A 25,444-nucleotide genomic window follows, 5' to 3' on the forward strand; every position below is an offset into this window, starting at 1 on the left:
ATGGCGGCGTGACTCACATCCAACGGCCTCCGGCAAACCCGGCGCGGTTCAAAGTGACGGCTCCACCGCTCGTCGTTCGACAACGAACGGAAATGAACGATAAGTCTGCTAGAGCACAAGCGTCCGGTCTGACGCGTGTCGCCTCGGCGCACGCTCCGAGCAGCTTCATCCCGACCAGCTGGCGCTGGAAGAGGCCGGCCAAGCGGTCGCGCGCGTAAAGGCGAGGCCCGACGCTGTCCTGGCGGACACCGGCCGCGCAAAAGAGCGCAAGCGCAACCGCGGCAACCTGCCTATTCACCTCGATCAGGTAGAGCAGGTTGTCGACAGTGCGCAGAAGACCTGCCGGTGCTGCGGCGGCGAGACGGCGCATTGAAGCACGATTACCGCGTCTTCAACGGCTGCGCGCTGTGCCGCACGGATGATTGGCCGGCACTAATTGAGCAGCTCGTGCGCGACATGTTCGAGAGCCGCTGCGACGGCCCGCACTGAGAAACCTGAGACGGCTAACCCGGATTACTGCGCGATCTACCGCAGCTTCGCTGGCGTGCTCGCAAGTAGCATCAACGCCGATCGGCATGGGTGCTGCGTGCTGTGCACCAGCAATGACTGGGAGGAGCTTACTAGGGTGGTCCGGCAGGCGCTATGGAAGAGCCGGCGAGCGGTGGGTGATATTGCCTGGGCGAACGCGGGATGGTGGAGGGAGAAGTACGCGCAACTGGCGGAGGAGGGGGGCTAGCCTGAACGGGCGGGCGGTTTAGTTGCTGTCGGGCTGATCTGCGTTACTGTGCCCGCCGCCGGAGTTCGGATCGAAAATGATTCGTCCCACAACTAATATTGTGATCGCCCCCATTACCGCCAACGCCCAGGGTGGGGCGGGAAGTTGATCGTCTAAATCACTTTTATTAACGTTCGGCGAGGGAGCACGCTTGAGTACCTTGCTCACGGACAAAGCCGTGACTGGGCTTGCTGCGGCGATTGTCGACGAGGCTACAACAAGCGCGATCGAGAGTGCGGCTGTGGCGAATAACTTCATGGCGACGCCTTACCATCGATGCAGCGTCTGGCCTAGTTCGAGGAGCTAGGCCGCGTGGACATAGTTGACGTGGTAATCTGAGGTTGGTTTTTCGCTGCCATTTGGAGGAGGCGCTGGGTGAGCGGATCGGGTTGTCGGATGCGGAGTGGGAGATCGTTGGCGCGCTGCTGCCGGCCGAGCGAGGTCGAGGCTGCCGCCTCGCGCAGGAAAACCGGCGCTAGCTTGAAGGCATGATGTAATCGCGTGCACGGGCGCGCAGTGGCGGCGGCTGTCAAACGACTATGGCAAGTGGAACAGCGTGTTCCGGCGCTACCAGCGCTGGACGACGATGGGTTTGTTCAATGGCACACTAGAGACGCTGGCCAAGGTGGTCGAGCGGGACGGCAGCGCCGACATGATAGACAGCACAGTGGTGCGGGCGCACGACTGTGCGGTAGGAATGAAAAAGGAACTGGGCACGCCAAGGCGCTCGGCCGCTCGCGCGGCGAGTTCACGACCAAGCTCCACGCCAGATGCGATGTTCAAGGCCGCTCACTCGCCTTCGTCCAGACGCCAGGGCAGACGCATGATGTTCAGGGCTTCCGGCCGCTGATGCGCATGGTCGCCGACAAGGGCTACGATGCCGACGCGATCCGACATGAACCGGCCAACGCCGAGGTGAAGGCGGTGATCACCGCCAAGGCCAACCGCCGCAACCCTGCGCCGCACGACCTTATAAAGTGCCGCTGGCGCAACCGCATCGCGCGGCTGTTCAACAAGCTCAAGGTTTGGCGGCGCATCGCCACCGGACACGACAAGACCGCCTCATCTTACATCGGCTTCTGCGGTCTCATTTCAGCATTGCTCTGGTTGCCCTTTTGTGCACGCCGCCTAATATGTGGTTTTAAAGCTTGCGATTGCTAATCCTCGTTCGCTCGCAAGCGCTTAAGGACCGCTGTAAGAGTTGGGTTTATAGTACTTTTGCTGGGCTCTTCAACGCTGCGTGCCGCTAGCCGTTCAGCTAATACTCTATGTACCTCTGCTGACCGCATATGCTCTTTGATATCACCGGCGTAAACTGCTGCAGTAAGTTCGGCCACCCACTCAGGCCAGAGTGATGCCATTGGGCGGCCAGACCGAACAGGCTCACTTGACGGATTGACTATGTCGCCGATGTCCCGTTTATGAAACTTGACGGAGTTGTACTCAGTTGATGCATTGTACGTTACTAGGCTTTGATTATTGCACTTAAAAAATCCGCTCTCCCAGCGCCACTGATTGATATCAATCTGAGTGGCTAAAATCCAAAACTGGATCGGTATCAGCTGAAGTTCTTCATGCGGCTTTCGCGCGATTTCTATAATAGTATTTCTAGGTGCCGTGACTTCGAGTCCTATCGCCCGCAACTCTCCGCTCGCTAATGCACCAACTAACGTAGCTTGTGCCTCTTCGTATGAGCCACAAACTTTAATCAGAGTTGCGATGGCTTTTCGTGACTCGATGTAGTTTTGCTTGCAAATGTGTACGGCCATGCTGACAGCGTAGAAGGGCCCCGAAGAGCGGGCAACTCCTTAATTAGTGCTTGTGCTGCTGACACTCAGATAGGCCTTATCGCCTTGCTTTGACGGGGTAAACTTCAACTCCATCCACAGTCTGCGAAGGGGTGCTCTGAACATGGCAAAACGGTAGTTTAATAACGACAACTTGTTGTCCGCGTTGTGTAATCTGCGCTGGGTAGCAATGACCATCCCTACTACAAAAGGCTAGTTCGCCAGTGTTGGTGTTATGAAGAAGGTGCTCAATATTCTCGAGAACACTTCCTTCAGCTAAAGTTGCAGTTGGTTCACCAATGGCGGTAATATCAGCGGAAACTAAGCCTTGGCAGTCGGTTGCGTCGCCTTCACCTGTTTCGACAGGATTGGCAAGCTCACTTTGATTGAAGCGGAAGTCTTTATCGTCGCGCAGCGCCTCGATCGCTGCGGCGTTCGCCTCAGCCTCATCTGCTTCGGCCTGGGAGGCAGAGGTTCCATTTACCGGTAAGTCTGCTACTTCGGGGACGTCAGCAATGGCGCTATTGTTAGAGGCGATAGCTTGAGTACTGCCGCTATTGCTACGTCGCGCTGAGCCGTGAATGGCCATGTACGCGACCAATGCGACCAGCACGCAGACGACGACGAACAGCACGCCTTGCAGCTGGTGATTGGAGCGCTTCATCGGTCCGACTCCCGGCTAGGGCGCGCGTCCGCTATGCGGTTTAGCGCGTCTCTGATGTCGTGCGCGGCGTCGGTCAGCTCCGCGTGGCGGTCGTGGAGCGAAATGATGATGGCCAAGCCGCCAATGCTCAAGACAAAGACGATCGCAACAACGATGGTCGCGGCGATGACCCACTCAGGATAGGCACCGCCGGTCGGGCCAGACGCGTCGATGAACGCGAAAAATGCGAACGCCAGCGCAATGATGGTGATGCCGCACAGTGCGACGAGGATGTAGCGGTAGAGGTCGACGATGAAGCGCATGTCAGTTCCCCTCACGCACGTTGATGATGCCGAAGGTCCGCCAGCACATGTTGTCGCCGCGTAGGTCTTCAGTGACCCCCTTCAGCCGCACGCGCATGCTGACCAGGGCGATGCCATCTTCTTCGCGCCGGATGCTGTACGTTATCGTCTCGGTCGCGCGCGCGGGCACACGGAACGTCAGCAAGCCCGTGCGTTCGCCCGTGACGCCGATCGAGCCGCGCAGGCCCAACTGCTGCAGCATGGCTGCTTCAAGCCTACCCAGGTCGGCGTCGATCAACTTGGGCGAAGCGGCATTGATGTCGTCTGCGGTTCGGATGTTTTGCAGCGTCTGATCACTACGGACGCAGTACAGGCTTGTGTCGTCAGACAGGCCGACGCCAGCAGCCGCCAGCGCCAAAGCTATGGTAATTGAAAACATGGTAAGCCTCCGTTCGTCACGGCGGCGCCACGCATTGCTTCTCGCGCCGTCTCTATGTCCCCTCGAGGCGGCGGCCGAAGCCGGATGTTGGAAACCTGATCAGCGAGCAGGCGCATGCGCCTTTACCGACCGGAGCCGGCTGGACATGCGCGCATGCCACCCGGCCCTCGCGAGAAGCGGTGACCGAGTTGGCTGATCGGGGTTTCCACGCCCCACGCTGCGGCTTTCACGCAGCGCGATTGAGAGACTAGCGGCGGCGGCGCGTCATGCAAGCGGCGCGTGCTGTCGTGACTGGTGATAGTTTGTGCGTAATGAAATGAGTGGGGTCGGTAGAGCCAACTATCTAGCTGCCGGCACGTGGTCGTCATCCAGCTCGGCGAGGATCCGCTCGGCCGCTTTCCAGCTGACACGCAACTGGCACGCCAACCACGACGGTGACGTGTTGCAGTGCCGCTCGATCAAGAAGCGTGCGACCAACAGCTCGACGTCAGCCATGCTCATGCTGCTATCGCCCGCGAACGACGCACTCGTCCGTTTGCGCGCGTGATAGCGGTGCGCGTCTAGTTCGACTGCCGTAGGATCATCGCTCGGCACGATGTCGACGCGGTAGACGCCTAAGCCGTCTGCCAAGTCGCACGCGAGCATGCGCAAGCGCGCTAAGTTAAGGTTGCTGCGCTCTGTTGATTGCAGACTGAACGTCGACGCATCGTCGTTGATGGACGAGAGCGTAACGGCGAGTGGTGCGCCTAGGTCGCTGAGCACGGCGGTGAGCACGCGTGTTTGATGCACGCCGAGCGCGCGCAGATCATCGGAAACCATGTGGAAAAGCCTTTCCGTCTCAGTAAAATAACAGTTTGGCGTCTCGGTCGTCGGCACATGCCATCACGGCGGCATGAGCTTCTGCGCTTCACGCAGCTTCTCGGTCGAGCCGTGCCAACCCTCGGTCAGGTACAGCGGCGAGTTCAGATACCCATCAGCGCAGGCACGCCACAGGATCGTGTCGATAGTCGAGACGCGGTAGCCACTTTCTCTCGCCAGCCGCACGCACAGGGCGGCAACTGTCACGCCCTCCGCGCGTGCGAGCCGTTCCATGTGGACGTCGGGCTTGGCGACGTCGACGCCCAAGTTTTTGGCTAGGTGGAACTTGGTGACTGGCCCGATCCACGGCAGTGTCGCGCAGAAGCCCAGCTTGTTGGCAGCGACGTCGAACGCGGCAAACAGCACGGCTCTGTTCTGCCAGATGAAGTCGATTGCCGGGGCTTTGCCTGGATGCCCGAACGCCGTCGTGGCTGACTGATCTGCTTTCAGTGCCTCGACGACACGCCAGTAGATCGCGTTGGCGACGCGGTACGCCATGCCTGAGTTGCAAATGACGTACGTCACTTCCAGCGCGAACGCGTCGGCATCCTGGCATTGCTTGATGTTCTCGCTCCACGCGATCGTCTCCGCGTAGCCGTTGGCGCGCAGCACGGCGTCGAGCTGCTGAAACTGGCTGAGCGTCAACGTACGGCGAAAACGACGTGAGCGGCGGCGCGGCTTGGGCGTGCGCTGACCGGGCGCTTTGAAGGCGCCGCCGCTCGGCGGGGGAGGAGGCGCGACGTTATGCTCGTCGTCGCCCCCGTTGCCGTCGTCTGCCACGTCAGTATTCCGACGCCAGCATGATCGTCAGCACGCGCGTGGTAACGGAAGGGTCGGACGGGTCGGGCGAGCCGTAGCGTCGCTCGGCATCGTAATAGTCGATCTTCCACAACACGCGTTCGCTGGCGACTTCCACCAGCCCCATGTCGTGTTCGTCATAAGGGTCGTTATCGCGCGTGAATGTGTCGAACTCGCGCACTGCGCGCAGCACGGCGCCTAGTCGCTCTTTGCCGAGTGCGACAATGCCAGACGTCACGCACATAACCCCTGCTCGCGGGAAACGACGCGCGTTGTCGTTGTGATGGCGGATAATTGCCGTACGCTCGGCTATGGTGCGTGTGGCTTGGACGTGCGTCATGCTTTCGCTTCCCATGGTGGGTTGCTCCTCTTCGAGTTTCAAAATGTCGGGGTGGTCAGATCAGGCGGATCAGCTTGCGCTGTGCGTCGCTGTCGCCGTCTATGTAGCGCTGCGTCGTGGCTAGGTCGGCGTGGCCGACGAGTTGCTGAATGTCGCGCAGCGACCCGCCAGCGCGGGTGACGAGACGCGCCGAGCGGGTAATGAATGTGCGACGGCCCGAGTGCGACGAGCAGCCGTCGAGTCCGAGCGCAGCGTAGGCGCGCGCGAACCAGTTGACGATGCTACGCGCCGTCATGTGGCCGCCGCGCTCGGAAGCGACCACTGGGCCGTCACGTGGACGGCCGCTGCCTCTATGGAGCGCGACCAGCGCTGCGCGGAGCTCTGGATGAAGCGGGATGGAGCGCCGTTGTCCATTCTTGGCGATCGTGCTGGCGACGAGTAGCTGGTCTGCGACTTTGCCGTTCGCGGCTAACGTCATGCTCCAACTTAGCCCGGCGATTTCGCACGCGCGTAAGCCTGCCTTGAAGCTGAGCAAGACGATCGCGCGGTCGCGTAGTGGATGTCTGTGCGTCTGGATGAAAGCGAGTAGGCGCGACAAGTCGGCGCCTCCCACGACCTTGGCGGGATGCGGCATCGGACCTCAGCGATGTTGCTAGTGTAGTACTATACTAGCACACGTGGCGCTGAGTGTCAAGGAGTGAGGCGGTTTGTGGTTGGAGAGCGAAGGCTTTTGCTACGATCCAAGCTGTGTCCTGCGGCGTATTCGAAAACCTAAGTTCGCGCACTAAGTCGATTGGGGGAGGGCAGCGTGTCGCCTCCCAATTGAGAGTGTCAGAACTGGTATCCAAACCCTGCTTTTGCGCCGCGGTGACCGCGGTTGTCGTAGGTAGTGCTACGGCGCAGGGATGAGCGCTTGTCGGCAAGGAACGTCGATCCGCCGAACGCAACCGCCGCGACTTACGACGCGCGAAGTAGGTCTCTCACAACAGCGATAACTATAGCTGCCATGAGCAAGTATTCGAGAACTGGGAGCATGGTGCTGTCTCACGTAGGGGCTTTAACCGTTCGTAGAACTCGTTGAGCACATGTTTGTCGCCGGGTCAGAAATGAGGCCTACAGGCACGGGGAAAGCAGACTTGCCGGATCGTTCCTTATTCGTTCTACTCGACGCATGGAACGGTTCGACCCCGCCTCGCTCGCCAGACCATCCTCCAAGCACCCGGCTGGGTGCGTGTCGGCATCACTGCCCCCGTGCAGCGAATACGCGAGCAGGCGGCCTATGAGTTGGCATGTACAATCTGTGAGGCGGGCAGGGCGTCGCCTCTAGACAACCGCGACCAGATCCCGCTGCCACTATGAGGCAGGTTGGTCATGCCGAGCTGATGGTGCGCATCAGCTTCCAGGTGCGCCGTTTGTCAGCGAGCCTGCGTAAACAGCTCAATTCCAGTGATCGCGACAAGCGTGAGCAGGCGGAGCAGGTGGTCGCCGCCACAATCATCGATAAGGCGCTATCGTCCTACGAGATCCTATCGAACGCCCCCGTTTGTCATCCAGCAGCGATCTGTTCAGCGCTGCAGCGTACGGGAAAGGGGCCGGGCGTGCACCGATGATTGAGGATGATGAAACGTCATAGTGGTGATGTCGTTACCGGATCGAAGCGCGGCGGCTATTTCCGCCTCGGTGGCGACGTGATCCTCGATGATGCAACGGAAGTCCAATCCAGGCATTCCATGATCTGTCGGCACGGTAGCTTGCGCGATGATCAATCCGTCGCGTGACGTGAGCGCCGAAACTCTGCGATCGGCTGCATGCGGATAATGAGCATGATACGCATAATCGCCGGTTAATGCGACGACCCAATCGTTTGGATCCACGATCGAGATCGACGAGGCGCTGCCATCTTTACGCAATACGCTCATGATCTGTTCGACCTGGCCTTGAAAGTCGTACTCCAGATAGCAGGCGCCGATGTTTACGCCGTCTGCGATCGCCGGTGCGACATAGACCAGCACCTTGCGATGGTTCGACCAAGGGTTGTCCCAAACCTCGTCTGTGAACCACTCATCCTCACCGTGGGCGCGGATCACGCGTTCAAACTGTGGCATGCCTTTGAAGCTAACAGATCGAACGGAAGCGTTCTCGTGCGCGCAGGCTGCAACATCGCCAGATGCATCCACAAGGAATGCATTGAGGAAGTAGGGTGAGAGGCGCAGCAGCTTGCGAAGCCTCGCGAGTGCATTTGCCTGATGGCGCTCAGATGCACCCTCCAGCATGAGCGCATCACGGATGGAGTGATCGGAGGCCAGCATTCGAACGTCCACGGAGCGGTCGTAGAGCGTGCGTGAGAGGCTGTCTGCGATGGACTGCGCCAACTCCCGCAAACGCCCGCCTTCGAACTCCTCCAGCAGCTCGTTGGCGATCTCGACGCCTTGCTGCAGCCGTTCCGTGATCTCAGCCCGGAACGCGACGGACGATTGCCGCGCGCTCATGGCTAGGCTCTTCACCTCATTTGCGACGACGCCGAACCCGCGGCCGGCGTCTCCAGCGGGAGCGGCTTCGATCGCAGCATTCAGGGCCAGCAGATTGGTCTGCGCGGCAATTGCTTCTGAGTTGGTCGCATGGGAGTCGACGTCGGAGCGGAGGGTCGAGATCAACGATCGAAGGCGTCCCGGCATGACGCTAAGCCCTAATTGCTGATCGTTAAACTTGGCTTGAGGTGTTCCAGGTCGGCTCTCCTGGAGCTGCGCGGGTCCAACAAACGGCAATGATATTTACAATTCGCCCAACCGCCCTGCGCCTAGGACGAAACGGGGGCTGCACTGCAGCAGAAACGGCCTATGATGGATGCGAGGCATAGCGTGTCTTCCTGGCTCATCATGTGTCGGTCGGCGCGCTTCCGGGGGGAAATATGACCGAGAAGAAAGTTGCGCTGATCACTGGTGTCACAGGGCAGGACGGCGCGTATTTGGCTGAGCTGCTGTTGTCGAAGGGCTACGAGGTACACGGTGTGAAGCGTCGTTCGTCCTCGTTCAACACCGGCCGCATCGAGAACATCTACCAGGATCCGCACGAAGAGAATCCGCGGTTTCACCTCCATTACGGTGATCTGACGGACTCCACCAATCTGATCCGTCTTGTGCAGCAGACGCAGCCTGACGAGATTTACAATCTGGCAGCGCAGAGCCACGTGCAGGTGAGCTTCGAGACACCGGAGTACACGGCAAACGCGGACGGTATCGGCACGCTTCGCATCCTTGAGGCGATCCGCATCCTCGGCATGGAGAAGAAGACCCGCTTCTACCAAGCGTCCACCTCCGAGCTCTATGGTCTCGTGCAGGAAGTGCCGCAGAAGGAAACGACGCCCTTTTACCCGCGCTCGCCCTACGGCGTGGCTAAGCTTTACGGCTATTGGATCGTGGTGAACTACCGCGAGGCATATGGCATGTACGCATGCAACGGCATCCTGTTTAATCACGAGAGCCCGCTTCGCGGAGAAACCTTCGTCACTCGCAAGATCACGCGAGCTGCCGCGGCGATTAAGCTCGGCCGCCAGGACAAGCTGTGGCTCGGTAATCTCGACGCACAGCGCGATTGGGGTCATGCCCGCGAATACGTTCGCGGCATGTGGATGATGCTGCAGCAGGACACGCCCGACGACTACGTGCTGGCTACCGGTGAGACGACGCGGGTTCGCACGTTCGTTGAATGGGCGTTCGAGGATGCTGGCATCACGCTCCGCTGGGAAGGGGAGGGCGAGAACGAGAAGGGCTATTGCACCGAGACGGGCAAATGCTTGGTTGAGGTCGACCCGCGCTACTTCCGCCCAACGGAAGTCGAGCTGCTGATCGGTGAACCGACGAAGGCGAAGAACCAGCTTGGCTGGACGCACGATACCAGCCCGCGTGATCTCGCCCGTGAGATGGTACAAGCCGATCTCGTGCTGATGCGCGATGCTCCTATCGGGAAGGGTGCCTAAGATGCTTGGGGGTAAGTTCGACCTGCAAGGTAAGCGTGTCTACGTCGCCGGCCATCGCGGGATGGTTGGTTCAGCGCTGGTGCGTCGTCTTGCCGCCGAGGATTGCGAGATCGTCACTGCAAGCCGCGCTGAGGTAGATCTCAAAAATCAGGCAGCAGTGCGCGCCTGGTTTGCTGACAAGCGCCCTAACGCGGTGTTCCTAGCCGCAGCAAAGGTCGGCGGTATACTCGCGAACGACACGTACCCAGCTGACTTTCTGTACGACAACCTGATGATTGAGGCAAACATTATCGAGGCAGCGCACAGAGCCGATGTGGCCAAGCTTTTGTTTCTGGGCTCCTCGTGCATTTACCCAAAATTTGCCACGCAGCCAATTACCGAAGACGCTCTACTCACGGGAACTCTTGAGCCGACGAACGAGTGGTACGCCATTGCAAAGATTGCCGGCATCAAACTCGCCCAAGCATACCGTCGCCAGTATGATCGCGATTTTATCTCAGCGATGCCTACCAATCTATATGGCCCAGGCGACAATTTCGATCTGAATTCGAGCCATGTGCTGCCGGCACTCATTCGCAAGGCACATGAGGCGAAGCTGTCGGCCGCTCAGTCGATTGAAATATGGGGTTCGGGTAAGCCGCGCCGCGAATTCCTCCACGTGGACGATCTCGCCGACGCTTGCGTGTTCCTAATGAAAGTCTATTCGGGTGATGAGCATATTAATGCCGGCGCCGGCGAGGACATCACAATTTTCGACTTAGTTAAGCTAGTAAACGAAGTAGTTGGCTTCACCGGCGAAGTCCGTAATGATTACGAAAAGCCGGACGGCACGCCGCGTAAGTTGATGAGCTGCGAGAAGCTTGCCGCGATGGGTTGGCGTCCTCGCATCAAGTTGCGTGACGGCATCAAAGACGTTTACCGAGAATATCAAAGTCTCATATAATGTAAGTTGACAATTGTAAAAAGGCGCAGCTTAACGCCCCACGAGTTTTCAAGATGATGTGTAAGGCCGGGAAATTGGGTTGGCTATAACGGCGTAGCACAGATGGGCCATGCAAGTTACGTATAGCGATTTCGAAATACGGAAGTGAAGAAGCGACTATGCACATTCAAGACCGTTCTGCCCGAGACCGGAACTGCAGTCGAAAACGCCTATGCGTCTATGGGTACTGCGAAAAGGTGTTAAACAGCCATTCTGGCACGTCGAAGGCCTAATTATATGGCCGTTCACTTTCGTGCGATCATTGGTAAGGGGCTTACAAAGCGTCCAAGAAAAGTATTTGCAACTGTTCTAGTCTCGATTGCCGTTGCAGGGTTTGTCTTTATGCAGGGTATCGTGGTGTCCTATTTAGTTCATCCAGAAGCCCGCGGGATCTTGGGTTCCGTCCAAAATACATTATTCATCTTTGTTCAAGCGTTAGGATTTGGTATTGCTCGTTCTCGACACGACGAGCGACCGATGGCGGTTAAAGAGGCACGGTTTTCACCGGTAATAGCCTTGGCTCTATTTGGCTTCTCCACGGTCCTTGCAGTATTCTCCTTCGTCCATGACCAGATCAGTACTGCCTTTTATCTCAGCGCTATTGTCGCTCTCTGCGGTATCGCTGCCACGATCCAGGTAGCTTTGCAAACCGCTGCGATGGTCGAAGGCCACATCAACATTCTTAACTTGATGAGGCTGGTGCAGCCCATCTTCTATACTACAGTGCTGACTGCATTAATGCTGCTCACATGCAGCCAGGGCGCACCACTGCTTGTAATCTTCGTACTACTCGCCTCTAGCTACGTGGCTGCTACTATTGGCGCTGGAATTAAGAACAGCCCTTTTGTACAAAAGGTTCGGAGCGGGCGCTGCCGTGTTGATGTTTTTGTAAGCACGTTTTTGGCTGTGCTTCTCTCATCCATTTCAGCAAGAATGGATGTATTCGCCATATCGACAGGCATGAGTCTAACTGACCAAGGATACTATTATACGTCTTTGTCCTTTGCATCTGCTTTGCTAGTTGTTCCCAATGCCGTAAACATGAACTTCTTTAAGAAGCTTAATGGGGCGAGCCGCTTGTTCATCGTGAGGTACACGGCAGGAACTACTGCACTCTGTGTGGTTCAGTCGCTTTTTGTCATCGTAGTCGCGCCGATCGCGGTGCATTATCTATTTGCAGCGGAGTATGGCGGGGCTCTAGCAATGCTGCCCTTAGCTGTTCTTTATGTATCGCTTGGTATCGTAGCTAGCGTGGCTGAGCAGGCATTGCTAGCTAGATCTAAGTCTAGAACAGTCGCTATATGCAAGGGCGCGCAGCTTTCGTTATGTGCAGTTCTGCTCTTTGTTCTGCCGAGGCAAACCACAGATTACCTGCTTATGCCCCACATCATTGCAGCTGTGATAGGCATGCTGCTGATGCATGGTGCTCTGTACATGTCCTCATCCTCCAGAGCGGGGCAAGAAACGTGAAAATTAGCGTCGTCCTACCCTGTTTTAATGCCATGCCCTTTCTAGAGGAAGGGGTCCAAAGTATCCTTTCCCAGAGCTATAGCAATTTTGAATTCTTGATTGTTAATGATGGCTCCACAGATGAGACGTCAACTTACTTGAATTCTATCAACGATCCGCGAGTCAAGGTCTTTCATCAAAATAATCAAGGCTTAGGCACAACGTTGAATCGTCTGTTCCAAATGGCGACGACAGACTGGATTTTTCGAATGGATGCTGACGACGTCGCTATGCCTCAGCGACTTGCGCGACAGGTTCAGCATATCACCCACGCGCCTGAAAACTTAGTTATGGTCGGAACTGGCTTTCACATCATCGCCGGCGATAAAGCTATGCCTTCTTCCACGGTTGAGGTGACGAACGAGAAGATTGTGGATCTGTTCGCCAATGGCTACGCCGGGATCTGCCATCCCACCCTCGCATTTCGACGATCAAGCTATTTAACGTTAGGTCCGATGCGTATAGCTGGCGCTGGAGAAGACATCGACTTCTGTCTCCGCATGTCGGAGCAAGGCCTGTGCTCCAATGTTCCCGACGATTTACTTGGCTATCGAATGACTCGCAGTTCACTGTCGTACTCCAAGCTGAAGGAGTTAGCGGTAGGATACGACTATGCGATTGACGCATATCGTCGTCGCACGCAGGGAAAAAGCGAAATTGGGATTGAGGCGTTCTCACAACATTGGAGCAAATCGCCCACTTCCTTACTCTCTTTAGTTAAACGTCGCGGAAACATGCTTTATCGTGAGAGTCTGATTAGCAAAGGAGAGGATCGGCGATTGCGATCGTGGGCCTTTCTTGCTGCAGCGGGCTTATGTGACCCTAGCGCAGGTCTACGTAAATTTATGAGGCTTGTCAGATGAAGCTTTCGATAAGGCAGCGAGTGCAGTCCTTTATGCGACTAACCCTTGCGACCCGTAGCAGCACTGGGCGGCTAACTTGGGGCAGAAATGTTTATATTGGACCCCGATCAACAGTAGCGGCGATCGGCGATCTGTCGCTAGGGAGTAATCTCTACGTCGGTAAAGGCGTCACAATAGAGGTGGGAGGCACTATTGGTGACGGCTGTATAATTGCGAACAACGTCGGCATTGTGGGGCGTAAAGACCATGACCCTGGTTACGAGGGTGACATGTTCTGGGCGCCATCTGCCCGTGACACAAAAAGTCTTCAGCTCGAGGTCAAGATCGAACATGGAGTCTGGATAGGCTTCGGTGCGATAATTCTATCCGGAGTAACAATTGGGAGGCGTAGCATTATAGCCGCTGGCGCTATTGTCACTCAGGACATCCCGGCACAATCTATGGTGTCAGGTGTAAACGTAGTTATTGCACGACGAAAGGCTAAGCAACAAACTTAAATATGCACCGGAGCTAGTGGAAGAGTTGTGGTGTTCGCAACCATAAAGTCAGCCACTACCGCTAAGTGGAGTTCAAACCACCTTATCAATGCACTGGATTGGGCGTGATTATTTATTATGAAGTGTTGGTAGTCGGCCTGGCCGCCGCTGTTTTTGTGTACTATAAATGCCGGGCGAGCTTAATCTATGCCTTGGTTCCGGCGTTTTTAACACTGCCGGTGGCTTTGGCAGGAAACAGCATGAATGCTGGCATTTTCCCTATCCATCTTTCGATGTTAGCTGTAATATTTCGCCTCTCTCAGCCGCATACTCTGTACAAGATTGTATTCAACAGGTTCTCCGTCTGCGCATATGGCATCGTATTGATCGCGTTGGCGCACGTTCCTATTGGAGAGTTTACAAGATTTTCTACTTACGGCACTCTTAACTTAATATTGTCGATAATATTTCTTGGTGCCATTTATTATGGAAGGCAGACAAGTGTAGACTCAGGCGCAGGAATGAAGACTTTTCTTATCTGTGCAATGCTCTATAGTCTGGCTTGTATTATTCATAATCTAAACATTGTTGATCTAAGCGCAAAGTACTACTTTGGACCCCGGCTAGCTGACATAACGATGTCGATGGGAACCGCGTACCTATTTCTAGCATCTTACAAGATTACCACCGGCGGTCTGTTAACAATATCAGTATTCTGTGCTATAGCTTCATTGTTTCGTGGAGGTAACAAAACGCTCGGAGTAGCTTGCTTAGCCTTATTATCGTTTGCACTTTTGCTTACTAACAGTCGCACTGACTTAGTCGCACTTGCAGTTTCGCTAATATTTCTGCAGCTTCTTCTATACCCCGGTGCTTTTTTAGTCGTTATAATGGAAATCTTTTTTGTAGTTGCAATGTTTCTAATGACGACACCAGATATGATACTTTCAATAATCGAGACTCTCGGACTGTCGGACGAAGAAGGCCAGCGATTTGTCCAAATCTTCTCGGGAGACGTTGAAAACTCCTCGGCTGCAGGTAGGCTAAATGACGTTATAGCAGTTCCACGGTTTATTGTAACACAACCACTCCGTCTTTTTATCGGGCAGGGGTTTGGTAACTTCCGAGTTTTGCAGGAAACTGGTGTAGCTGAAAACGCTTTTGGGCATAATATTTATCTAAACTATTTTGGAGAGTTGGGACTTCCAGGGCTGGTCCTACTAATTTGCTTGATCGTTATGTTGATGAGTGTTCCAGTTTCGCGACTCTTCAAGGTCAAGAGGATCCAAGCAAACAAAGCGTTTGCAGCCCGGTTCACAGCCATTGCGGTTGCATTTTGGATTGATCGCTTGATCGCGGGCTGCACTGCCGATGTCATCTTTTACTATGATGGGACAGCTGCGTATAGCTTGGCGATGGTTATGATGTTAGGCATGGGCCTAACGGTCGCAAGGCAGTTAGACCGGGGACGACATGCCGCTATGCGGTACCAGGGTGTGGGCGGTAAAACCGTGCCTTGAAAGTGTTGATCGTACGTATTTTCGTACCTCTTCTGAGTGAGGGCCGATAAACTTTGTGAGGGTTCACACGGGACTCGGCAATGAAGAACTCGAGCGGCGGCGAAGGTAGATCGCGTTTACGTAGAAGCAAACGGATGGGGTTTAAGGGGGGGCGAATGAGCGTTGGTATAGCTGGTGCGCTAGACGCGATCGCACATTGAAAACTTCCTCGTTGATATTGTCGTTGCCCCCTAAATGCCTGACGGGGCCTCGCAGGTTTGCGTGATGTACTCGTGGGGCGATCGGTAGCCCAGCGCCTTGTGGGGGTGGACCTCGTTGTAATGGGTCAGCCAGACCGGCAGCTGCTCGATGACGGTGCGTGCGTCGGGCGTGGGGTTCACGCGGACATAGTCGCGCTTGAGGGTGCGGACGAAGGCCTCGGCCATGCCGTTTGACTGCGGGCTGCTGACCGGAGTGGTGCGCGGGACAAGACCGATGTCGCGCGCGAAGCGCCTGGTGTCGGCGGCGACATAGGGGCTGCCGTTGTCGGTGAGCCACTCGATCGGCTCGGCGAGGCGGTTCACGGGACCGAAGCGGTGCTCGACGGTGGCGACCATCAGGTCGCGGACGTCCTCGGTGGTGATGCCGCCGGTTGTCGCCACATGCCCCATCGCTTCCCGGTCGCAGCAGTCGAGCGCGAAGGCGACGCGGACCTTCTCGCCGTTGTCGCAACCGATCTCGAGCGCATCGGAGCACCAGCGGATATTGCGCCGGTCGACCGATACCCGACCGTCGTGACGCCGCTCCTCGCCCTTGCCGCTATGGGGCTGGAGCAGCAGGCCATGGACCTTCATGACGCGGTAGACGCGCTTCGGGTTGGGACTTTCGCGCCCGAACTGGTGGGCCTGACGGCGCAGCAAGGCATGGACGCGGCGATAGCCGTAGGTGGGCAGATCGGCGATGAGCATCCTGATGTTCACGACCAGCTCCGCGTCTGGCAGCGGCGGTCGCCCGCGTGCCGGGACGGTGGTCGGTTGTGCATCGCGGATAGATGCTGGCGGCTGATGCCGATAGCGTCGGCGACCGCGGTCACCGGCCGTCCCCCGGCAACGAGGTCGAGCGCAACAGCAGTTTTTTTGGGCCTGCGGCACGGGACACGGCCTCGCGCAGGATCTCGGCTTCCATGGTCTTCTTGCCGAGCAGGCGCTGCAGTTCGCTCACCTGCGCCTGCAACGCCCGTGACGTGACCCCCGTTTCTTCATCCACTTGGAACTAGAGACCGGCCCATCGAAGGGACGGACGGAATGAAGCGGAAGCAGTTTTCGGAAGAGCAGATCATCGGCATTCTGAAGGAGGTCGAGGCGGGTGCGGTGGTGACGGAGCTGTGCCGCAAGGACGGGATGTCGAGCGCGACCTACTATGCATGGAAGGCAAAGTTGGGCGGCCTGGAGGTGTCCGACGCAAAGCGCCTGCGGTCGCTAGAAGAAGAGAACGCCCGGCTCAAGCGGCTACTCGCGGACACGATGCTCGACAACGCGGGTCTGAAGGATCTGCTGTCAAAAAAATGGTAACGCCCGCCGCGAAGCGGCAAGCGGTCGCGCATCTCCAGGCGACGTTGGGATGAGCGAGCGGCGGGCATGCGCAGTTGTCGGAGCGGATCGCACGAGCATGCGGTATCGCTCGTGCCGGGCAGATGATGGCGACCTGCGGTCGCGGCTTTGCGAACTGGCGCAGCAGCGCCGGCGGTTCGGTTATCGACGCCTGCACATCCTGCTGCGCCGTGACGGCATCACGATCAACCGCAAGAAGACCCAACGACTCTATCGCGAGGAGGGTTTGACGGTCCGGCGTCGGAAGGGACGAAGGCGTGCCGTCGGCGCGCGGGCACCCGCACCGGTGCCGGCGCTCCCCAACCAGCGCTGGAGCCTGGACTTCGTCCACGACCAGCTCGTCACCGGTCGGCGGTTCCGCGTGCTCAACATCGTCGATGACGTGACGCGTGAATGCCTCCGGGCGGTGGTGGACACGTCGATCTCGGGCCGCAGGGTCGTGCGCGAGTTGACCGATCTAATCGCCGAGCGTGGCAGACCGAAGATGATCGTCAGCGACAATGGGACCGAACTGAAGTCGAACGCGGTTCTCGCCTGGTCGGGAGATGTCGGCGTCGAGTGGCATTACATTGCGCCGGGCAGACCGACGCAGAACGGGTTCGTCGAAAGCTTCAACGGCCGCATGCGCGACGAGCTGCTCAACGAGACGCTGTTCTTCACGGTTCGCTAGGCCCGCTCGATCCTCGCCCGCTGGGTCGACGACTACAACACCGAGCGGCCGCACTCGTCGCTGGGCTACGCTACCCCGGCTGCGTTCGCTGCCGGGCTCGAACAGCAACGGACGGGGTTAACCCCGCCCGTTGCTTCACCTGCGCTCATGCGCGACAACACCGGTCGGTTTCTGGTCGCAGCTGGATGAAAAACTGGGGTCACGTCAGACCGTCGACCTTTGTTCACGTAGCCTATCTTTTTACTTACCTATTGTTCAAACAAGCCGCTTAGGCTCCGCGTCCCCAGCCTCGTCGCGTCACCATGAGCACAAACTTGGGTGCGAGTACCAGATAGCGACGCCACAATCGGCGCGGCTCACTAGCAAGGCGATGAAGCCACTCAAGTCCTCGTTGATGCATCCATACAGGTGCTCGCGTTACGTCTCCAGCATAGAAATCAAACGCAGCTCCCACTCCAATTAGAGTCGCACCGGGGATACGAGCGGTATGATCGCGCATCCAGTACTCTTGTTTGGGAGTTGAAAGGCCCACCCAGACAACACCCGGCTTTGTAGCTGCGATACTAGCGGTAGCTGCAGCGTCTTCCTCAGCGCTTACGGACTCAAATGGCGGCGTTCCGACGCCCACAACCCGAAGGCCAGGGTGTCGCTTGATCAACGCCATTGCCATGCGGTCCGCTACACCTGCTTTACCACCATAGAAGTAGTGACCAATTCCGCGCTCGACCGATGCTTCGCAGAGCGCGGCAACCAAGTCGGCGCCGCACACACGGGTCACATTGGCATGGCCCCGCCAGCGCGCAAGCCAGACGAGGGGCATCCCATCGGGTGTTACCATGCCTGCTTTATAATGAATATTCATCAAATCAGGATCTTCTTGCGCGCGCATCACGCCATGGACGTCGCGGATGCAAACGTAGTAAGACTCCTCACGATCAATCCACGAAAAGATTGTGCTGATCGCATCCTTCATATTGGTCAAAGTTACGGGAACATTCAGCACACGTGTTGCGGACAGGCCGGATGCAGTCTCTGTAAGGTTGACATCGGAAAGCATAGAAACTCCAAAGTCGCCGTACTCGGCAGCGCGATCAACAGGTACGGTGTACCTACTTAAACCTTAAGGGGCGCAATTTATGAAGATGGAAAAGCATTAAACCGCATTGATCTCGTCCGCAAGCATGCCGCCCCTTATAACGAGGTAATTATTGGTAGCATGTGATGGTTCCTAACTGCGATAACCCGCGGCCGATAACGAGGTGCGGGTATTATGATGTAATCCTGAGTAACATGCCGCTTAGTGTGCTGCCAGGTCTGGCGGAGATGTGGGAGAATGTGAAGTCAGCAAGGTAAAACTTAAGACAGACAAAAACTTAGTATTCGGAGCGTTTGGTCGATTTTATGTTTGAATGAAATCCGTTCTTTTGCCTGTCTTTCTGATCGCGGAATTAATCGTCTAGTTAGACGAGTACCTACGCCATTTAGCTCACGGCTCTCAAACAAGTGTCTTTGCGAGACTATGCTGTACTATGCGGCTCTCCCAAAACTTAATGTCGCTCTTGTGCAAGTTAATGTGGACGCGGAGAATCTGTTTTCCGACCGGTGATAGACAACTTTCGCGCTGTCTTCCTCTCAGCCTTGTCGACCAGACGGATGCCACGAAACTAAAGGTGTGTCGAATGCGACAGACACGTATAGTTGACCTCAGCTGACCTGCTCCCCGAAAATCATGCCATTGGTAAGTTAGCTTGTCATATGGAGTCGGGCGATGCGGCGAGGCCGTTTTACCGAGGATCAGATCATAGGCGTGCTGCGTGAGCACGAGGCTGGCGTGAAGACCGCCGAGCTGTGCCGGAAGCACGGCATCAGCGATGCGACGTTCTACAACTGGAAGGCGAAATACGGCGGGATGACCGTGTGAGAGGCGGCACGGTTGCGGACGCTGGAGGATGAGAACCGTCGGCTGAAGAAGCTGTTGGCGGAGTCGATGCTGGACGTGTCGGCGCTGAAGGATCTGCTGGGAAAAAACTGACCCGGTCTGCGGATCGCTACGCTACGGTGGAGAAGCTGATGGCCGACCACGGCTTCTCCGAGCGTCGCGCCTGCAGGCTGATCGGGGTCAACCGGTCGGCATGGCAATATGAGCCGCTTCGCGGGAAGGACGATGCTGTCCGCGAGCGGATGCGCGAGATCGCGAACGAACGTCGCCGGTTCGGCTATCGCCGGCTGGCGATCCTGCTCAGGCGTGAAGGCAAGGGCATGAACCTGAAGAAGGTGTACCGGCTGTATCGCGAGGAGCGGCTGACGGTGCGCAAGCGTGGCGGCCGGAAACGGGCGTTGGGCACGCGGGCGCCGATGGCAATCCCGCAGGAACCCAACCAGCGCTGGAGCCTCGACTTCGTGTCGGATGCATTGGCCTGCGGCCGGCGGTCCCGGGTACTCAACGTCATCGACGACTACAGCCGGGAGTGCCTGGCAAGCATCGTCGATACCTCGTTGTAAGGACGACGTGTCGTGCGGGAATTGACCGCCGTCGTCGAACATCGCGGGCTCCCGTGCATGGTGGTCAGCGACAACGGCACCGAACTGACCAGTCATGCCGTGCTCGCCTGGTGTCAGGATACCGGCGTCGAGTGGCATTATATCGCGCCCGGCAAGCCGCAGCAGAACGGCTTTGTGGAATCGTTCAATGGTCGATTGCGCGACGAGTGCCTGAATGAGCACCTGTTCCCCTCGCTGGCTGCGGCGAGACGGATCATCGAGGCATGGCGGACGGACTACAACACCGTGCGTCCGCACAGCAGCCTCGGCGGCATGGCACCCGCCGAGTTCACCAACCGCCCCCCGCCAAGGGCATAAGGAAACCGAAGCTAACTTATCAGCGGCCTGAAAATGGGGAGCAGGTCATGAGCGGCATCGTTTTCGTCAACCGTAACGGGCTGCGCTGGTGCGATGCGCCGAAGGACTACGGCCCGCACAAGGCGCTGTACAATCGGTGGAAGCGCTGGGGAGAGAAGGGCATCTTTCTCCAGATGATGGAAGGGTTGGCTGCTGCAAGCCCTGATCCGAAGACCGTCATGATCGACGCGACCTACCTCAAGGCGCACCGCACGGCATCGAGCCTGCGGGTTAAAAAGGGGGCTCGGCCGCCTGATCGGCCGCACCAAAGGCGGGATGAACACCAAATTGCACGCCGTCAGCGATGCCGACGGCCGCCCGCTTAGCTTCTTTATGACCGCGGGCCAGGTCAGCGATTATACCGGCGCGGCCTCCCTGCTGGACGAGATGCCAAAGGCGCAGTGGCTGCTCGGCGACCGCGGCTATGATGACGACTGGTTCCGGGACGCTTTGCAGGCCAAAGGCACCCAGCCCTGCATCCCAGGTCGGCGGTCCCGCAACGAGCCTGTCAGGTACGACAAGCGACGATACAGACGCCGCAGCCGCATCGAGATCATGTTCGGCCGCCTCAAGAACTGGCGACGCGTCGCCACCCGCTACGACCGGTGCCCTACCGTCTTCCTCTCCGCCGTCGCTCTCGCCGCCACGATAATCTTCTGGCTGTGATCAACGAGTCCTGAGCCTAAGCAGTTAATTTGCTCCTTCTGGACTTTTTACGTGTAGAGGCTCAGGATCAGGTACGTCTAAGTCCCATCCCGACAGCGCGGAAGTTGTAGATGATAAATCAAGAGAAAACAGAAGCGATTCCCTCGATCGCTCACATTGTGTGGTTTGGCAAAGAGCAAGACGATTATGTTATCCGAAAATGCGCGGCTTCACGGCAGGCTCACTTGTCCCACTTCGAGCACCGAACGTGGAGTGAAAAAGATGTTGCAGAGCAGGTCTCTAGTCCAGAAGAGCGCAAGATGATTGAGACTCTCATAGCTCAGAAGCGGTACGCTTTTGCGTCTGATATTTTTCGACTGAGGATTCTACATAAATTCGGCGGAATCTATCTTGATACGGACGTAGAAGTTGTCCGGCCGTTTGATGAACTGCTAAGTAACAAAGCCTTTTTTGGAGCTGAGGCCAGAGATAGGCCCAACACTGCTGTTTTTGGTTCTGTTAAGAATCATGAGTTTCTTCAGCAGTGTCTTGAGATCATCCAAGAACGTAATAAAAGGGGTTTAAACTTTCTCATTGCTCCCGAATTGATTAAGGTGGCAATATCGAGATCATCAAAGGATGTGCGCATCTATGCGCCAGAATATTTTTATCCCTACAACCCCTTTGACGAAGGTCGTGACGGAGATACGCTTTTCTACTCTGATGTCACTAGTAAGACATTCGCTATTCATCATTGGAATGCCTCGTGGAAATTAAGCTTCTGGGATCGTTTGGTGCGACGATTGCGAAATCTACGAGAACCTAACACAAATGTTTGATGCAACGGTTACTTACGGAAAGACAGGTATGTCAATTTATCGAGATTTAACTCGGCAGCCTTTACCGAAGTCAATTGTAGCGACTGGTGTCTGGGCAGCGCGCGGATTGCTAAACCAGCGGCCGGGATGCCGCATTATAGTCAATTCGTTTCCCAAATGTGGGACACATGCGGTCGCTATGATCATCCGTGATCTCACAGGGCTACAAATAAGTCCTCATATTCTTGCGGAACATTCCTTAAAATTTGAAATGATCCCTAAGGTACAAAGGCATGCAAAACTAGCGGCTCTTTCGCAACCAGTAGTTATGGCACATTTACGCTACGATCTAGACACTGTTCGTATGTTCGATAGAAACGACATTTTCATTAACGTGAAACGTGATCCACTTGAAGTGCTATTCTCATACACAGCTTGGATACAAGTGGAGAAGAAGTTTGTTTTACATGAGCACTTTGCCAATCGCAGTGAGGCGTATATTCGAAATAGTCTCGTAAATGGGTTTCAGTATGGTGGCCGCAGATATTTTCCTCCTTTGTTTGATCAAATGACTTTGTGGACGCCCTGGCAGGAGAGGCATGAGAATACCACTATCTCATTTGAAGACATCATAGCAGACCAAGGTAGCGGCGAGGGGCTAGGCGCTGTTATTGGCGAGAAATATCCAAATTTGGTTCAAAGCCTTGTAAATCTTACAGGGAGAGAGCTTCGTTATGGAGCTTCGCGGACGGCCTCCTCTACGTCTGCAACGTTTATAAAAGGGCGGGGCGCAAAGAGCTTAACCGCTTTCACTCTTCCTATTAAAGAACGGCGCGATCTACTAGCCCAAGCTAATCCGATCCTTGATAAGTGGGGATACCTACAGCAATATGAGAAACTGTTGGATAAATAATCAACATTGAGAGTTGAGCTTTAGTTGAGCAACGCTGCACAAGGTGGGACGGCATTAGTCATGTATGGCAAGCAGCAAATAAAGAAGCTGTATTTCAAGATCTATGATCTTTGTGATAACGTTCGCTATTTTGTATTCATGATAAAGACGTTACTTCTTTCGAAAGAAAAACTTTCACCTGAGCCAAAGGTGTTCTATTTTGCGCACGCTGGTCTTGGAAACAGGCTGCGCGCTCACTTGGTAGCACTATATGTCGCTAGCAATCTAGCAATGTCGGTAGCTCCGTTCTGGAGGCGGAACTTTCACTGTGATGCAGACATCTGTGACGTACTGGAGCTCGATTCAATGTCGTTGCTTGATGATAGCTGCGCTCAATCGTCGGTGGAAGACCTTACTGCGATAGTGCAGGTCAAAATTCACGGTGTTAAAGAAAGCTTGTTCCTTGATCGTAGTGCGCAGTTCATTCCATACAGCACTCTTAAAGAAATTTGTTCAACGCATTTCGGCGGACGGCTGGCGCAATATGTTCGGTTCAATGCCATTGTGCGGGCACGTGCGAAGAGCATGCCGAGTGGCGAGGCTGCCATAGGAATGCACATTAGGCGTGCGGACTTCGCCCGAACGATCGAAACGGCCGCGCTCGTAGCAGCCGTTCAGGGCATGGTGGCTAAGCACGGCGTTAAGCTTGTTAATCTTTTCACTCAAGGTGAGCCGCAATCCCTGGTGTCAGTATTAAAAGGTTGTGTCGAGGGTCTTCAAGTTATCGTTGTTTCCAGCGGATCAAATGAGCGCAATGCAATCATTGACAGCGCTGAACTCATTTGCTTGGCAGGACATAGGCTTATGATCCTAACCCGTGGGTCGACGTTTAGCGAATTCGCTGAAGTCTACGGCGACCCGGAAGACGTGACGTATATTTAACGTTGGATGTGAGCTTTGCGATGAAGCCTAAGGTTCTCTTAATTGCTTTCGCCATCTCTCCCAAGCGTGGGGGCGAGGCTGCGCTCGGCTGGAACATGGCTCGTGAGATTGCAAGGCATGTCGACCTGACCGTCGTCTCTGCAGCGCGGGATCATAAAATAGACTACCGAGCAGAGCTAGGGCAGTATTTAAGTGAAGGTGCTAGCCTTAACTACAAAATCGAGTTCATCGATCCGCCTAAGATTAATAAGATTCTCGAATACTTTCACGACCGCGGACTTGTTGCGGTTTATCACTTCTGGTACATCAACTATCAAAAGTACATGTACAAAGCCTTTAAAGCGCAAGCTGAAAACTTTGACATCATTCATCAGTTTAACATGATTGGATTTCGATACCCAGGAACCTTTTGGAAACTAAGTAAGCCGTTTATATGGGGGCCGGTAGGAGGACTTGCTCAGTTTCCTGCTGATTACTTTACGCATCTTGACCGTAAGGATGCTTTTCGGCTGCGTCTTCGCAATTGGATTAACAAGAGGGCGCAAAAAAGCAAAATTGTGCAGCGTGCTAGGGCGGCAAGTTCGCACATCTTCGCCGCGACGTTGGAGGCAAAGAACTTTTTCGACAATACGGCACCCTGTCCGGTAACTCTTTGCCCGGAAACTGGAGCGCAAGTTGAATCGAATATTGCAAATCGCTGCGGGCCCACCGGTCAACGATTGCAAGTTGGTTGGGCAGGCGTGGGTCACCCACGTAAGATGCCTAACTTAATGCGTGATATTGTGCGCCAAGCGCATGAATGTGATTTCCATATTTTCGGTGAAGGATCTAATCACTTTTCGTCCGACTATCTTCCCAATGCTAGAGTCTTTGGCATCTTGCCACGTGATAAATTTGTAAAACAACTGCGTGAGCTGGATGTTCTAGTTCACACCAGCCTTCTAGAGGGCTCACCGCACGTAATCGCAGAGGCACTAGCCGCTGGAGTGCCATGTATAGCACATAATTGCTGCGGGATGGCATTAATGATAAACAAAAGCTGTGGCGTTCTTGTTGATGTAGTAAACTATGAACATAGTTGTTTTGCGTTTAGACAGGCTTTGCTAGAGTTATCAGCCGACGCGCTAAAGCTTGAAAATTTGAAAAGGGGCGCAAGAGAGGCGGCGGCGGCTATGAGCTGGGAAAAGAAAGCTAGTAAGATAATTCTGACGTATTCACAGGCTTTGCTCAGTTCACGTGAATAGATGTTTGGAAGGCAATGCACACGCCGAGTGAGCTGCTTCCCGGAAGTCGTGCCACTGGCAAGCTAGCTCGTCAGCTTGTTTCTATGCGACTCGGAGCGCATGCTCATGATCCCACGGCCGGGTTGAACGTGCGCCGACCCGCACGGTGCAGGTGCGGTGTTTGCTCTTGCTTGCGTTGGCTCTTGAGAAGGTTGGAGTCCGAATTGTCATTCGTTCACGCCAGCCTGGGATCAAAACAGATCTCGAATCATGACCCCGATAAAACCTGGGGGCCTTTATGGGGGCCTTGAACCCTTTGGCGCAATCAATCCTAGCGCACAACCTCCACCCAATGAGGTGAAGCGGGTCCTCTTCTGGGCAGCGAACTGCGGAACAGCAGTCAGCCTACAGAATGTCTCCAGCTTGCAAGCTCGCTTGTTCATGGTTTGAACCGCGCCGGGTTTGCCGGAGGCCGTTGGATGTGAGTCACGCCGCCATA

At 55.8% G+C, this 25,444-nt stretch carries 26 protein-coding genes and 5 pseudogenes; 18 read left to right on the top strand and 13 right to left on the bottom strand.

Going from position 1 to position 25,444, the window contains the following annotated elements; translation table 11 throughout:
- Positions 1 to 184: 184 nt before the first annotated feature.
- Positions 185 to 373, top strand: a complete 189-nt coding sequence (locus ACFDS6_RS13750) for a hypothetical protein (RefSeq protein WP_375272702.1) — start codon at positions 185 to 187, stop codon at positions 371 to 373.
- Positions 374 to 754: 381 nt separating this feature from the next.
- Here ACFDS6_RS13750 and ACFDS6_RS13755 read toward each other — a convergent pair whose 3' ends face one another.
- On the bottom strand, positions 755 to 1,033 hold the full coding sequence (locus ACFDS6_RS13755) for a hypothetical protein (RefSeq protein WP_375272679.1): 279 nt from the start codon (positions 1,031 to 1,033) through the stop codon (positions 755 to 757).
- A gap of 238 nt (positions 1,034 to 1,271) precedes the next feature.
- Between ACFDS6_RS13755 and ACFDS6_RS13760 the strand changes: the two are divergent.
- Both ACFDS6_RS13760 and ACFDS6_RS13765 read left to right on the top strand, forming a co-directional pair.
- Positions 1,272 to 1,364 (top strand): annotated as a pseudogene (locus tag ACFDS6_RS13760) (transposase); the annotation flags it as partial.
- A complete protein-coding gene (locus tag ACFDS6_RS13765) occupies positions 1,322 to 1,936 on the top strand; it encodes a transposase (RefSeq protein WP_375272680.1) in 615 nt (204 codons plus the stop codon). The pseudogene ACFDS6_RS13760 and the gene ACFDS6_RS13765, both read left to right, overlap by 43 nt.
- On the opposite strand, the gene ACFDS6_RS13770 is transcribed toward ACFDS6_RS13765, so the two are convergent.
- From ACFDS6_RS13770 to ACFDS6_RS13810, 9 genes and pseudogenes are all read right to left on the bottom strand, one after another.
- Positions 1,933 to 2,544 (bottom strand): hypothetical protein, encoded by a 612-nt coding sequence (locus tag ACFDS6_RS13770; RefSeq protein WP_375272681.1) that lies wholly within the window; start codon positions 2,542 to 2,544, stop codon positions 1,933 to 1,935. The genes ACFDS6_RS13765 and ACFDS6_RS13770 overlap by 4 nt on opposite strands.
- A 76-nt stretch (positions 2,545 to 2,620) precedes the next feature.
- Positions 2,621 to 3,226: a hypothetical protein gene (locus ACFDS6_RS13775; protein ID WP_375272682.1), complete on the bottom strand. Its 606-nt coding sequence runs from the start codon at positions 3,224 to 3,226 to the stop codon at positions 2,621 to 2,623.
- Positions 3,223 to 3,528 (bottom strand): hypothetical protein, encoded by a 306-nt coding sequence (locus ACFDS6_RS13780; RefSeq protein WP_375272683.1) that lies wholly within the window; start codon positions 3,526 to 3,528, stop codon positions 3,223 to 3,225. Before ACFDS6_RS13780 ends, ACFDS6_RS13775 begins: the two co-directional genes overlap by 4 nt.
- Before the next feature lies 1 nt (position 3,529).
- Positions 3,530 to 3,946: a hypothetical protein gene (locus tag ACFDS6_RS13785; protein ID WP_375272684.1), complete on the bottom strand. Its 417-nt coding sequence runs from the start codon at positions 3,944 to 3,946 to the stop codon at positions 3,530 to 3,532.
- Positions 3,947 to 4,285: 339 nt separating this feature from the next.
- On the bottom strand, positions 4,286 to 4,765 hold the full coding sequence (locus ACFDS6_RS13790; protein ID WP_375272685.1) for a hypothetical protein: 480 nt from the start codon (positions 4,763 to 4,765) through the stop codon (positions 4,286 to 4,288).
- Positions 4,766 to 4,828: 63 nt separating this feature from the next.
- A complete protein-coding gene (locus tag ACFDS6_RS13795) occupies positions 4,829 to 5,449 on the bottom strand; it encodes a hypothetical protein (RefSeq protein ID WP_375272686.1) in 621 nt (206 codons plus the stop codon).
- A 136-nt stretch (positions 5,450 to 5,585) separates the two neighbouring features.
- Entirely contained in the window at positions 5,586 to 5,942 is a 357-nt protein-coding gene (locus ACFDS6_RS13800; RefSeq protein ID WP_375272687.1) for a DUF3768 domain-containing protein, read from the bottom strand.
- Between the two features lie 55 nt (positions 5,943 to 5,997).
- The gene (locus ACFDS6_RS13805) at positions 5,998 to 6,576 is read right to left on the bottom strand and encodes a tyrosine-type recombinase/integrase (protein ID WP_375272689.1); all 579 of its coding nucleotides are present in this window, start codon (positions 6,574 to 6,576) and stop codon (positions 5,998 to 6,000) included.
- Positions 6,577 to 6,773: 197 nt separating this feature from the next.
- A pseudogene (locus tag ACFDS6_RS13810) lies at positions 6,774 to 6,884 on the bottom strand (hypothetical protein); the annotation flags it as partial.
- 309 nt (positions 6,885 to 7,193) lie between these two features.
- Between ACFDS6_RS13810 and ACFDS6_RS13815 the strand changes: the two are divergent.
- Positions 7,194 to 7,301, top strand: a complete 108-nt coding sequence (locus tag ACFDS6_RS13815) for a DUF6771 family protein (RefSeq protein ID WP_375272703.1) — start codon at positions 7,194 to 7,196, stop codon at positions 7,299 to 7,301.
- Between the two features lie 23 nt (positions 7,302 to 7,324).
- Positions 7,325 to 7,552 carry a hypothetical protein gene (locus ACFDS6_RS13820; protein WP_375272690.1) on the top strand — a complete coding sequence of 76 codons (228 nt, stop codon included), beginning with the start codon at positions 7,325 to 7,327 and terminating at the stop codon, positions 7,550 to 7,552.
- Here ACFDS6_RS13820 and ACFDS6_RS13825 read toward each other — a convergent pair.
- Entirely contained in the window at positions 7,508 to 8,596 is a 1,089-nt protein-coding gene (locus ACFDS6_RS13825; RefSeq protein WP_375272692.1) for a methyl-accepting chemotaxis protein, read from the bottom strand. The genes ACFDS6_RS13820 and ACFDS6_RS13825 overlap by 45 nt on opposite strands.
- Before the next feature lie 254 nt (positions 8,597 to 8,850).
- On the opposite strand from ACFDS6_RS13825, the gene gmd reads away from it, so the two are divergent.
- The 6 genes from gmd to ACFDS6_RS13855 all read left to right on the top strand — a co-directional run bounded on the left by gmd (position 8,851) and on the right by ACFDS6_RS13855 (position 15,268).
- Positions 8,851 to 9,918, top strand: coding sequence for a GDP-mannose 4,6-dehydratase (gene gmd / locus ACFDS6_RS13830; protein ID WP_375272693.1), 1,068 nt, complete (start codon positions 8,851 to 8,853; stop codon positions 9,916 to 9,918).
- 1 nt (position 9,919) lies between these two features.
- Complete coding sequence (locus ACFDS6_RS13835) at positions 9,920 to 10,861, top strand: GDP-L-fucose synthase family protein (protein WP_375272694.1); 942 nt, start codon at positions 9,920 to 9,922, stop codon at positions 10,859 to 10,861.
- Between the two features lie 276 nt (positions 10,862 to 11,137).
- Entirely contained in the window at positions 11,138 to 12,370 is a 1,233-nt protein-coding gene (locus ACFDS6_RS13840) for a lipopolysaccharide biosynthesis protein (RefSeq protein WP_375272695.1), read from the top strand.
- Entirely contained in the window at positions 12,367 to 13,272 is a 906-nt protein-coding gene (locus ACFDS6_RS13845; protein ID WP_375272696.1) for a glycosyltransferase family 2 protein, read from the top strand. The genes ACFDS6_RS13840 and ACFDS6_RS13845 overlap by 4 nt, the downstream gene beginning before the upstream one ends.
- A gap of 269 nt (positions 13,273 to 13,541) precedes the next feature.
- On the top strand, positions 13,542 to 13,769 hold the full coding sequence (locus ACFDS6_RS13850; protein WP_375272704.1) for a DapH/DapD/GlmU-related protein: 228 nt from the start codon (positions 13,542 to 13,544) through the stop codon (positions 13,767 to 13,769).
- A gap of 104 nt (positions 13,770 to 13,873) precedes the next feature.
- Positions 13,874 to 15,268, top strand: a complete 1,395-nt coding sequence (locus tag ACFDS6_RS13855; RefSeq protein ID WP_375272697.1) for an O-antigen ligase family protein — start codon at positions 13,874 to 13,876, stop codon at positions 15,266 to 15,268.
- A gap of 230 nt (positions 15,269 to 15,498) precedes the next feature.
- On the opposite strand, the pseudogene ACFDS6_RS13860 reads toward ACFDS6_RS13855, so the two are convergent.
- A pseudogene (locus tag ACFDS6_RS13860) lies at positions 15,499 to 16,486 on the bottom strand (IS3 family transposase); the annotation flags it as partial.
- Between the two features lie 65 nt (positions 16,487 to 16,551).
- On the opposite strand from ACFDS6_RS13860, the pseudogene ACFDS6_RS13865 reads away from it, so the two are divergent.
- A pseudogene (locus ACFDS6_RS13865) lies at positions 16,552 to 17,716 on the top strand (IS3 family transposase).
- A gap of 79 nt (positions 17,717 to 17,795) precedes the next feature.
- Here the strand turns inward: ACFDS6_RS13865 and ACFDS6_RS13870 are convergent.
- The gene (locus tag ACFDS6_RS13870; protein ID WP_375272698.1) at positions 17,796 to 18,584 is read right to left on the bottom strand and encodes a WecB/TagA/CpsF family glycosyltransferase; all 789 of its coding nucleotides are present in this window, start codon (positions 18,582 to 18,584) and stop codon (positions 17,796 to 17,798) included.
- Between the two features lie 711 nt (positions 18,585 to 19,295).
- Here ACFDS6_RS13870 and ACFDS6_RS13875 point away from each other — a divergent pair.
- The 6 genes and pseudogenes from ACFDS6_RS13875 (at position 19,296) to ACFDS6_RS13900 (ending at position 24,966) form a co-directional block, all read left to right on the top strand.
- Positions 19,296 to 20,386 (top strand): annotated as a pseudogene (locus ACFDS6_RS13875) (IS3 family transposase).
- Positions 20,383 to 21,091 (top strand): IS5 family transposase gene (locus ACFDS6_RS13880; RefSeq protein ID WP_375272705.1). Its coding sequence is split into 2 segments (ribosomal slippage): positions 20,383 to 20,672 and positions 20,671 to 21,091, totalling 711 coding nucleotides; the frame shifts between segments, so codons are not numbered across the junction. The pseudogene ACFDS6_RS13875 and the gene ACFDS6_RS13880 overlap by 4 nt, the downstream one beginning before the upstream one ends.
- A gap of 110 nt (positions 21,092 to 21,201) precedes the next feature.
- Positions 21,202 to 21,909: a glycosyltransferase gene (locus tag ACFDS6_RS13885; protein WP_375272699.1), complete on the top strand. Its 708-nt coding sequence runs from the start codon at positions 21,202 to 21,204 to the stop codon at positions 21,907 to 21,909.
- A 28-nt stretch (positions 21,910 to 21,937) separates the two neighbouring features.
- Positions 21,938 to 22,801 (top strand): sulfotransferase domain-containing protein, encoded by an 864-nt coding sequence (locus ACFDS6_RS13890; RefSeq protein ID WP_375272707.1) that lies wholly within the window; start codon positions 21,938 to 21,940, stop codon positions 22,799 to 22,801.
- 24 nt (positions 22,802 to 22,825) lie between these two features.
- Positions 22,826 to 23,722, top strand: a complete 897-nt coding sequence (locus ACFDS6_RS13895) for a hypothetical protein (protein ID WP_375272700.1) — start codon at positions 22,826 to 22,828, stop codon at positions 23,720 to 23,722.
- Between the two features lie 8 nt (positions 23,723 to 23,730).
- A complete protein-coding gene (locus ACFDS6_RS13900; RefSeq protein ID WP_375272701.1) occupies positions 23,731 to 24,966 on the top strand; it encodes a glycosyltransferase family 4 protein in 1,236 nt (411 codons plus the stop codon).
- Positions 24,967 to 25,444 lie beyond the last annotated feature (478 nt).

Source organism: Sphingomonas sp. (assembly GCF_042095875.1).
In the GTDB taxonomy this organism is placed as follows: Bacteria; Pseudomonadota; Alphaproteobacteria; order Sphingomonadales; family Sphingomonadaceae; genus Sphingomonas.

Bases quoted from the DNA above. Each gene is read 5' to 3' on its own strand.
- ACFDS6_RS13755 (WP_375272679.1), bottom strand. From the start codon at position 1,033: ATGAAGTTATTCGCCACAGCCGCACTCTCGATCGCGCTTGTTGTAGCC.
- ACFDS6_RS13770 (WP_375272681.1), bottom strand. From the start codon at position 2,544: ATGGCCGTACACATTTGCAAGCAAAACTACATCGAGTCACGAAAAGCC.
- ACFDS6_RS13775 (WP_375272682.1), bottom strand. From the start codon at position 3,226: ATGAAGCGCTCCAATCACCAGCTGCAAGGCGTGCTGTTCGTCGTCGTC.
- ACFDS6_RS13780 (WP_375272683.1), bottom strand. From the start codon at position 3,528: ATGCGCTTCATCGTCGACCTCTACCGCTACATCCTCGTCGCACTGTGC.
- ACFDS6_RS13785 (WP_375272684.1), bottom strand. From the start codon at position 3,946: ATGTTTTCAATTACCATAGCTTTGGCGCTGGCGGCTGCTGGCGTCGGC.
- ACFDS6_RS13790 (WP_375272685.1), bottom strand. From the start codon at position 4,765: ATGGTTTCCGATGATCTGCGCGCGCTCGGCGTGCATCAAACACGCGTG.
- ACFDS6_RS13800 (WP_375272687.1), bottom strand. From the start codon at position 5,942: ATGACGCACGTCCAAGCCACACGCACCATAGCCGAGCGTACGGCAATT.
- ACFDS6_RS13805 (WP_375272689.1), bottom strand. From the start codon at position 6,576: ATGCCGCATCCCGCCAAGGTCGTGGGAGGCGCCGACTTGTCGCGCCTA.
- ACFDS6_RS13820 (WP_375272690.1), top strand. From the start codon at position 7,325: ATGGTGCGCATCAGCTTCCAGGTGCGCCGTTTGTCAGCGAGCCTGCGT.
- gmd (WP_375272693.1), top strand. From the start codon at position 8,851: ATGACCGAGAAGAAAGTTGCGCTGATCACTGGTGTCACAGGGCAGGAC.
- ACFDS6_RS13835 (WP_375272694.1), top strand. From the start codon at position 9,920: ATGCTTGGGGGTAAGTTCGACCTGCAAGGTAAGCGTGTCTACGTCGCC.
- ACFDS6_RS13840 (WP_375272695.1), top strand. From the start codon at position 11,138: ATGGCCGTTCACTTTCGTGCGATCATTGGTAAGGGGCTTACAAAGCGT.
- ACFDS6_RS13850 (WP_375272704.1), top strand. From the start codon at position 13,542: ATGTTCTGGGCGCCATCTGCCCGTGACACAAAAAGTCTTCAGCTCGAG.
- ACFDS6_RS13870 (WP_375272698.1), bottom strand. From the start codon at position 18,584: ATGCTTTCCGATGTCAACCTTACAGAGACTGCATCCGGCCTGTCCGCA.
- ACFDS6_RS13885 (WP_375272699.1), top strand. From the start codon at position 21,202: ATGATAAATCAAGAGAAAACAGAAGCGATTCCCTCGATCGCTCACATT.
- ACFDS6_RS13890 (WP_375272707.1), top strand. From the start codon at position 21,938: ATGTCAATTTATCGAGATTTAACTCGGCAGCCTTTACCGAAGTCAATT.